At 41.2% G+C, this 7,788-nt stretch carries 6 protein-coding genes and 1 rRNA gene; 6 read left to right on the forward strand and 1 reads right to left on the reverse strand.

Annotation, left to right across the window (positions count from 1 at the left end):
* From BN1938_RS00030 to BN1938_RS00040, 3 genes are all read left to right on the forward strand, one after another.
* Positions 1–113, forward strand: a 23S ribosomal RNA gene (locus BN1938_RS00030); the annotation flags it as partial.
* A 264-nt stretch (positions 114–377) separates the two neighbouring features.
* A complete protein-coding gene (locus BN1938_RS00035) occupies positions 378–1,118 on the forward strand; it encodes a peptidylprolyl isomerase (protein ID WP_050638636.1) in 741 nt (246 codons plus the stop codon).
* 321 nt (positions 1,119–1,439) lie between these two features.
* Positions 1,440–2,729 (forward strand): class II aldolase/adducin family protein, encoded by a 1,290-nt coding sequence (locus BN1938_RS00040; RefSeq protein WP_050638637.1) that lies wholly within the window; start codon positions 1,440–1,442, stop codon positions 2,727–2,729.
* A 154-nt stretch (positions 2,730–2,883) separates the two neighbouring features.
* Here BN1938_RS00040 and BN1938_RS00045 read toward each other — a convergent pair whose 3' ends face one another.
* Positions 2,884–3,159, reverse strand: coding sequence for a GNAT family N-acetyltransferase (locus BN1938_RS00045; RefSeq protein ID WP_050638638.1), 276 nt, complete (start codon positions 3,157–3,159; stop codon positions 2,884–2,886).
* Positions 3,160–3,412: 253 nt separating this feature from the next.
* On the opposite strand from BN1938_RS00045, the gene BN1938_RS00050 reads away from it, so the two are divergent.
* From BN1938_RS00050 to BN1938_RS00060, 3 genes are all read left to right on the forward strand, one after another.
* Entirely contained in the window at positions 3,413–4,300 is an 888-nt protein-coding gene (locus BN1938_RS00050; protein WP_050638639.1) for a fructose bisphosphate aldolase, read from the forward strand.
* A 166-nt stretch (positions 4,301–4,466) separates the two neighbouring features.
* Positions 4,467–5,825: an FAD-dependent oxidoreductase gene (locus BN1938_RS00055; RefSeq protein ID WP_050638640.1), complete on the forward strand. Its 1,359-nt coding sequence runs from the start codon at positions 4,467–4,469 to the stop codon at positions 5,823–5,825.
* 74 nt (positions 5,826–5,899) lie between these two features.
* Positions 5,900–7,249 (forward strand): cytochrome c biogenesis protein/redoxin, encoded by a 1,350-nt coding sequence (locus BN1938_RS00060; protein WP_050638641.1) that lies wholly within the window; start codon positions 5,900–5,902, stop codon positions 7,247–7,249.
* Positions 7,250–7,788 lie beyond the last annotated feature (539 nt).

Genomic DNA, 7,788 nt, shown 5'->3' on the forward strand with positions numbered 1-7,788 from the left:
CCATAACGTCAAGTTAGTAAGACCCCTTGAAGACGACGAGGTAGATAGGACAGAGGTGGAAGTATGGCAACATATGGAGCTGACTGTTACTAATAGGTCGAGGGCATAACCAAGCAAGGTGATAGGATCATGGATGTATTTAATTCTTTGTATGCAGTTTTGAAGGTATATACATATGGAATGAGGAGACGGTACCAGAAGGTATCGTTTTTTTTACATAAATCATAATCCCTAAGTTATGTTGACAGTATTTGTTCTCTTAAAATTTATTGATTTTAGAATATTCTGAAAACAATGAGCAAAAGGGTCTGACCCCCTTGCATGTTTTATGAAATCAAACTATAATGGACATACTATATAAAAAGGAGAATATACATATGAGTCAGGAAGTATTAGCAGTTGTTGCAGGAGAAGAGATTACACAGGAAGAGTTTGATGCATTTTTGCTCAACGTTCCGAGAGATCGTCAGGCGTACATATCCAATCCTCAGTTCAGACAGCAGTGTTTGGAGCAGTTGATTGCACTGCATTTGTTTGCGAAAATGGGGAGCGACCTGAAGCTGGATCAGACTGAGAAATATGAGAAGTTTCTTGTGAATGCAAAGAGAGATATCCTTGCACAGATGGCAATGGAAGAGATTATGAAAGACATTACTATATCTGATGAGGAAGTGGCCGCATATTATGAAGCTAATATGCAGCAGTTTACCAAGGGCGAGATGGTAAATGCAAAACATATTCTCACAGATTCAGAGGAAAAGTGCAGCTCTATATTAGAGTCTATAACAAGCGGAGAAAAGAGTTTTGAGGATGCTGCCAGAGAGAATTCCATCTGTCCATCAAAAGAGAACGGCGGAGATTTGGGTAAATTCGGAAGAGGCCAGATGGTAAAAGAATTTGAAGATGCAGCGTTTGCTGCTGAGGCGGGGCATATAGTCGGACCGGTAGAGAGTCAGTTTGGCTATCATCTGATCAAAGTGGAAGGGAAAGAAGATGCGTCAATAGCTCCTTTAAGCGAGGTGAAGGAGTCCATTAAGACGAGTATGCTTCAGCAGATGCAGAGCAGCGCTTATGCAGAGATGGTGAATGAATTAAAAGCAAAATACATGCAGGAATAATCAGACTTCTATAGGTGGGGGATAAATCACGAAAGAATGTAATGGCAGATGGTCAAGCGGGACTATCTGCCATTTTTTGTGATATGCTTATATTACGATGTACTAGACAAAAAACAGTATCGCGGCGGAGTGCAAAGTGTGCAGCCCTGTAAGCATGAGGGAAAGAAGGGCTGCAGCCAGTACGCTCATGTTGTAATCTAATTTAAAATCGAATAAAACAAATAAAAACCACATTAATATATTGACAAAACCACATAAAACCAATATAATGAATATATAACCAGTCAAGAAAAAACATTTCAATGAAGGAGGAATGATTATATGAATATAAATTTATTACATCCTGCAGACCAGCTGGTCATGATGATGGACCGTATCTATCATTATGGGATGACCACAACATCTGGAGGTAATCTGTCCATTTTGGATGATAATGGAGATGTGTGGATTACACCGGGCAGTGTGGATAAAGGAAGTTTGACAAGAAATGATATCGTATGTATTAAAAATGACGGTACTATTATAGGAAATCATAAACCATCCAGTGAATACCCATTTCATTTGCAAATCTATAAAACAAGAAGTGATATAAAATCAGTTCTGCATGCACATCCACCGGCATTGGTTGCCTTCAGCATTGTCAGAGGGATACCGAATACATTGCTGAGTCCGAACTCCTTTGTGGGATGCGGCCGGATCACTATGGCAGAATATGGACTGCCGGGAAGTCAGGATCTCGGGGACAAGATTGCTAAGGAATTTGCCAAAGGATGTGACATTGCCGTTTTAGAGAACCATGGTGTAGTAGTTGGAAGTGACAGCCTGTTTAATGCATTTAAAGCATTTGAGAACCTGGACTTTTGTGCCCGGCTTCAGATCAACGCAGCTATTATCGGTACGCCCAGATATTTAAAGGCAGAAGAGATTCAGCTTAAGTATACAAGGAATCATCTGAATATGGATGAATTCGTAAGAAATACTATCACAAGCGGCGAGAAGGCTGCTAGACGGGATATGTGCAACATCATTCATCGTGCATACGACCAGGGGCTGGTGAACTCCACTCAGGGATCCTTTTCTGTAAGGCTGGATGAAGAGCGATTTCTGATATCCCCTTATAATGTGGACAGGAAATATATTGATGTAGAAGATATTGTCTGTATCAAAAGAGATATGAGGGAAGCTGGGAAGGTTCCGAGCCGCTCTATCAAGATACATGATGAAATCTATAAGCAGCATCCGGAAATCAATTCCGTTATCATTGCGCATCCACCGTATATTATGGCATACGCCGTTACGGATGAAACTTTAGATTCAAAATCTATACCGGAAAGTTATATTCTAATGAGGGATATACCTAAAGTGGAATACTCAGAATTTTATCAGAATCCGGATAAGGCTGCTCAGAAGTTTGATGAGAGCACTCCGATTGTAATGGTTAGCAATGACTGCTTAGCCGTAACGGGAGATAGCCTGCTCAATGTATTTGACCGTCTGGAAGTAGCGGAATACAGTGCAAAGGCGCTTGTATATGCTAAGAATCTGGGGGATATGGTTCCAATCAGTGAAGAACAGATTGAAGAAATTAAAAATGCATTTCATTTAAAATAGAGATATAAAATTGAGGTTTAAAAGAATTAAAAACTGTTAATTAAAAAAGATAAAAACTGAAAATAGAAAAGAAAAAATGTCCGGCGGAGATTCATCGATGAGAATTCGATGTGCTCCGACGGACTTTTACGTTTAAAGCGACGGGGAGTTCGGGTTATTTTTTCAGAACATCCATATACTCCGGATGTTTTTTAAACCACTTCACTGCGTAAGAGCAGGTGAGAACAGCCTTTTGTCCGCTTTGACGAAGTTCAGAGACCAGTTCCTCCATGAGTTTACCAGCAACGCCCTGCCCTTGCAGCACAGCGTCCACATATGTGTGATTAACATTAACCGTACCGGCATCGATCTCAGGAAAGGTGACCGCTGCCACTACCAGATAATCCGGAGTATATACGGCGATTTGATTTTTATTATGCACAAACTCCATCTAGAATTCTCCTCTCATTTGACGTTATAGATTGAAATACAAATTGTTTCTGTGTCAGCTCTGAATTAATATTAGCGGAACATGAGCAATATTGCAAGTTACTATGTGCAGCTTACAGCCGTGAATAGTAAATAATGCTAATAAAATATTCAGAAATTTATAAAAAATGATGAGAATTGTGAGAAAAAGTGGTACAATGAAAATACACTAATGTGTTTCAAGTGAAGGCTTCGTTGGATGGGAGGTATGGAATATGAACGAAGTACAATTAAAAAGGATGCACGAAGGTAATGGATTCATTGCGGCGTTGGATCAGAGCGGCGGAAGCACTCCAAAAGCTCTGAAACTATATGGAATTGATGAGTCGCAGTATCACAATGATGATGAGATGTTCGAACTGATACATAAGATGCGGACAAGAATTATTACGAGTAATGCCTTCACTTCTGAACACATACTGGCGGCTATTTTATTCGAGAATACGATGGACAGAAAAATGGAAGGAAAGTACACCGCAGATTATCTGCTGGAGGAAAAAGGGATTCTGCCGATTCTGAAGGTAGACAAAGGTCTGGAAAAGGAAGAGGCCGGTGTTCAGATCATGAAACAGATTCCGAATCTGAAAGAACTCCTGAGCAGGGCGAAAGAGAGGCATATCTTTGGAACCAAGATGCGCTCTGTGATCAAGCTCGCGAATGAGGATGGTATACGTGAGATTGTAGAACAGCAGTTTGCTGTCGGCATGCTGATTGTCAAAAGGGGACTGATTCCGATTCTGGAGCCGGAAGTCGATATCAACAGTCCGGAAAAAGAACAAGCAGAGAAGATCCTGAAAAGAGAACTGCTTCGTCATCTGGATCGGGTACCGGAAGATACCAGGCTCATGTTTAAACTGACGCTTCCAACGCAAAACGGCTATTACAGTGACCTACTGGAAGACCCGAGGGTAGTGCGTGTGGTTGCTCTTTCCGGAGGATACAGCAGAAAAGAGGCCAATACACTGCTAGCTGATAATCCAGGAGTGGTGGCGAGTTTTTCACGTGCGCTTACACAGGGACTGCGGGCTGACCAGACACAGGCAGCATTTGACAGTATGCTTGCAGAATCCATTCAGGAAATTTATGATGCCTCAATAACATAACAAAATATGGTCTTAAAGTGATTTTCACAGCCCTTTTTAAGTTTTTATCCTAAAATTTGAAAAGGGCTGTGATTTTTTGGCAAAATCTATTGACAGATCCAACTGTATCTGATATTGTTACAGTATAAACTGAAACTATAAAAGATACAGATTCCGGGAGGGAACTATGAATACGAAATATGATGATATAATTATTGGATTTGGAAAAGGCGGAAAAACGATTGCGGGTGCATTGGAGAAATCCGGAAGAAAGGTGGCGCTAATCGAAAAGTCGGCAAAGATGTACGGAGGAACCTGCATTAATGTAGGATGTATACCTACGAAGTCACTGGTTCACAGTGCCGGCGCTGCAGCCAGTGGATGCATAGAAAAAAGTATTGCTTATGCGAATGCTGTGGCTAGAAAAACACAGCTTGTAGAGAAGCTGAGATTGAAGAATTATAAGAAGTTGGATACGAACCCCAATATAACAATTATCGATGGAACGGCTCGTTTCATTTCTGATCATAAAGTGGAAGTACAAAGGGCAGACGGTGTCCTGGTGCTGGAAAGCGATCGGTTTTTTATCAATACAGGATCTTCACCATTTATTCCACCTATTCAGGGGATTCAGGGAAATCCGTATGTCTACGTCAGCGAATCTCTTCTGGATATGGAGACGCTCCCCGAACGCCTGGTAATCATAGGCGGTGGTTACATAGGTGTTGAATTCGCTTCGATTTATGCGGATTTTGGAGTAGATGTGACGATTTTGCAGGACGGTTCGGTATTTTTGCCGAGAGAAGATACAGAGATCGCAGATATGGTAAGACAGAATCTTGATCATAGAGGGGCCAGGGTACTCACGGAGGTTCAGGTTCAGGAAATTAAGCAAAAAGAAGGTTTTGCAGAAGTTGTTATCAAAACAAAAGACGACATAGAAATACTTCCGGCAGAAGCGATTCTTGTAGCAACCGGGCGCAGGCCTAATACAAAAGAACTGAATCTGGAAGCTGCAGGCGTACATGTGAATGAAAGGGGCGGCATCATAACTGACAATTCAAGGACAACAACAGCACCGAATATTTTTGCAATGGGTGATGTAACCGGCGGACTGCAGTTTACCTATATCTCACTTGATGATTATCGGATTGTGGCTTCAAAAGTTCTTGGGGATGGCAGTTACACACTTGACAAACGAGGCGCGGTACCGTACAGTGTATTTCTAAACCCGCCTTTCTCAAGAGTTGGGATGAGTGAAAAGGAAGCTGTTGAAGCAGGCTATCGTGTAAAGACAGTAAAGCTTCCCGCAGCGGCAATTCCGAAGGCGCAGGTACTGGAACAGCCGGACGGACTGTTGAAAGCCGTTCTTGATGCTGACACGAATAAAATACTTGGTGCACATCTTTTCTGCGAGGAGTCACATGAATTGATAAATCTAATAAAAATGGCAATGGATGTCGGACTTGACTATACAGTTCTGAAAAATATGATATTTACACATCCGACTATGGGGGAAGCATTGAATGATTTATTCAGTGTCTAAAGATGGAATATTTCGGTGTCATCAGATCCCGGATATTGCATAGTAAATAATACTTAAAATAGGGAGATTAAGATATGGGATTTTCATTGGATATAAGCGTACCAATACTTACGGTATTTGTTCAGGGATTATTGAGTTTCTTCTCACCATGTGTGCTTCCGCTGATTCCGCTTTATATCGGATATCTGGCGGGAGGCACAAGGAAGGTCGGCGAAGATGGCAAAGTATATTTCAGCAGAAAAAAAGTTATGGTAAATACGTTGTTCTTTGTGGTTGGGGTGAGTTTCACTTTCTTTCTGCTGGGATTTGGAGCCTCGGTGCTTGGAAGCTTCTTCAAAGGCAGCCAGAGTATGTTTGCACGGATCGGAGGCATTCTGATCGTTGTATTCGGATTCTATCAGCTGGGAGTATTCGGAAAGTCCAAGGCTTTAAGCCAGGAACACAGGCTGCCGTTCCATTTGGATAAACTGGCCATGTCACCTTGGACCGCACTGATCATGGGATTTACCTTCAGTTTTGCGTGGACACCCTGTGTCGGCCCGGCTCTGTCCAGCGTCCTGCTAATGTCAGCGTCTGCAAGCACGAAAGTGTGGGGATTTGCGTTGATTGGCGTATATACCCTTGGATTCGTACTTCCGTTTTTAGCAGTAGGCATCTTCAGTACAACTTTACTGGATTTATTTAAAAAGCATAATAATGTTGTCAAATATACAGTGAAGGTGGGCGGAGTACTCATGATATTAATGGGTCTTATGATGTTCACTGGAAAAATGAATGCAATTACGGGATATCTTTCAGAGGTACAGACTGCGCAGCAGGATAATACGAAGACAGAAAAGCAGGTACCTGAAAATGAAGAAAAATCAGCGGGTGATGCTGCAGAGAAAAAAGATAAAGCGCAAAATAATGACAGTAATACAAAGGATAATACAGATAAAAATGATGATTCAAAACAGGGCAGCGCAACGGAACTTCCGGATGCCATTGATTTTGAATTAAAGGATCAGTATGGGAATGTGCATAAGCTTTCTGACTATAAAGGGAAGACCGTCTTCCTGAATTTCTGGGCGACGTGGTGCCCGCCGTGCCGTGCAGAGATGCCGGAAATACAAAAGCTCTATGAAGAATACCAAAAGGAAGAAGATCCTGAGGTTGTGATACTGGGAATTGCTGCTCCTGGATATGGACAGGAACAGTCTGCAGATGGCGTGAAACAATTTCTGGAGGAGAACGGGTATACCTATCCGGTTCTGATGGATGAAGGCGGAAACATATTCGACCAATACGGCATTCAGTCTTATCCTACTACATTTATGTTTACAAAAGAAGGCAAGGTATTTGGTTATCTGAGCGGACAATTGAGCGAGGATATTATGAGAAACATTATCGCTCAGACAATCAGCGGAAAGCGAGAAACGAATTAGTAGACGGAGCAGCAGAGGGGTCTGACCCCTTTGCTTTCCGTTTTCAGAATATTCTTAAATTAATATACGAGAAAAATCGTGGAAAATGAAAAAAGCTGTTGACAAATGACATAAAAATGTGATAATCTAATCAAGCTGTCGCTTCAAATAGCAACTTTTTCTATAAAACAGTTGATTGAGATGAGTTGAATTTGGGAATTCTAATTTATGCAGTCAGTTGAAAATTAGTTGAAAATAGTTGTTGACAAAAAGTAGGGCAGTATGGTAATATATTAAAGCTGTCGCTTGAAGAAACAGAAAAAAATGAGTTCTGAAGAGCAAAAAGAAAAATAAAAAAGTTCTTGACAGACGGCAACGAACATGGTATTATATAAAAGTTGCTGCTGACGACAAAGAACGACAGCAAAAACAACAAAGAACCTTGATAATTAAACAATAGACAACAAACCCTTGAAAATTTCTTATAGAGAAAATTTTTAAGAACAGCATCATAATGATGCACCCATCACTGAGAAGTATCTCGGTGGTAAGAACAGTAA

This window comes from Eubacterium sp. SB2 (assembly GCF_001244405.1).
Lineage (GTDB): Bacteria > Bacillota > Clostridia > Lachnospirales > Lachnospiraceae > Faecalicatena > Faecalicatena contortus_B.

What these genes read in the sequence shown, in the direction of transcription:
- BN1938_RS00055 (WP_050638640.1), top strand. Translation starts at nt 4,467, where the DNA reads ATGAATACGAAATATGATGATATAATTATTGGATTTGGAAAAGGCGGA.
- BN1938_RS00060 (WP_050638641.1), top strand. Translation starts at nt 5,900, where the DNA reads ATGGGATTTTCATTGGATATAAGCGTACCAATACTTACGGTATTTGTT.
- BN1938_RS00040 (WP_050638637.1), top strand. Translation starts at nt 1,440, where the DNA reads ATGAATATAAATTTATTACATCCTGCAGACCAGCTGGTCATGATGATG.
- BN1938_RS00035 (WP_050638636.1), top strand. Translation starts at nt 378, where the DNA reads ATGAGTCAGGAAGTATTAGCAGTTGTTGCAGGAGAAGAGATTACACAG.
- BN1938_RS00050 (WP_050638639.1), top strand. Translation starts at nt 3,413, where the DNA reads ATGAACGAAGTACAATTAAAAAGGATGCACGAAGGTAATGGATTCATT.
- BN1938_RS00045 (WP_050638638.1), bottom strand. Translation starts at nt 3,159, where the DNA reads ATGGAGTTTGTGCATAATAAAAATCAAATCGCCGTATATACTCCGGAT.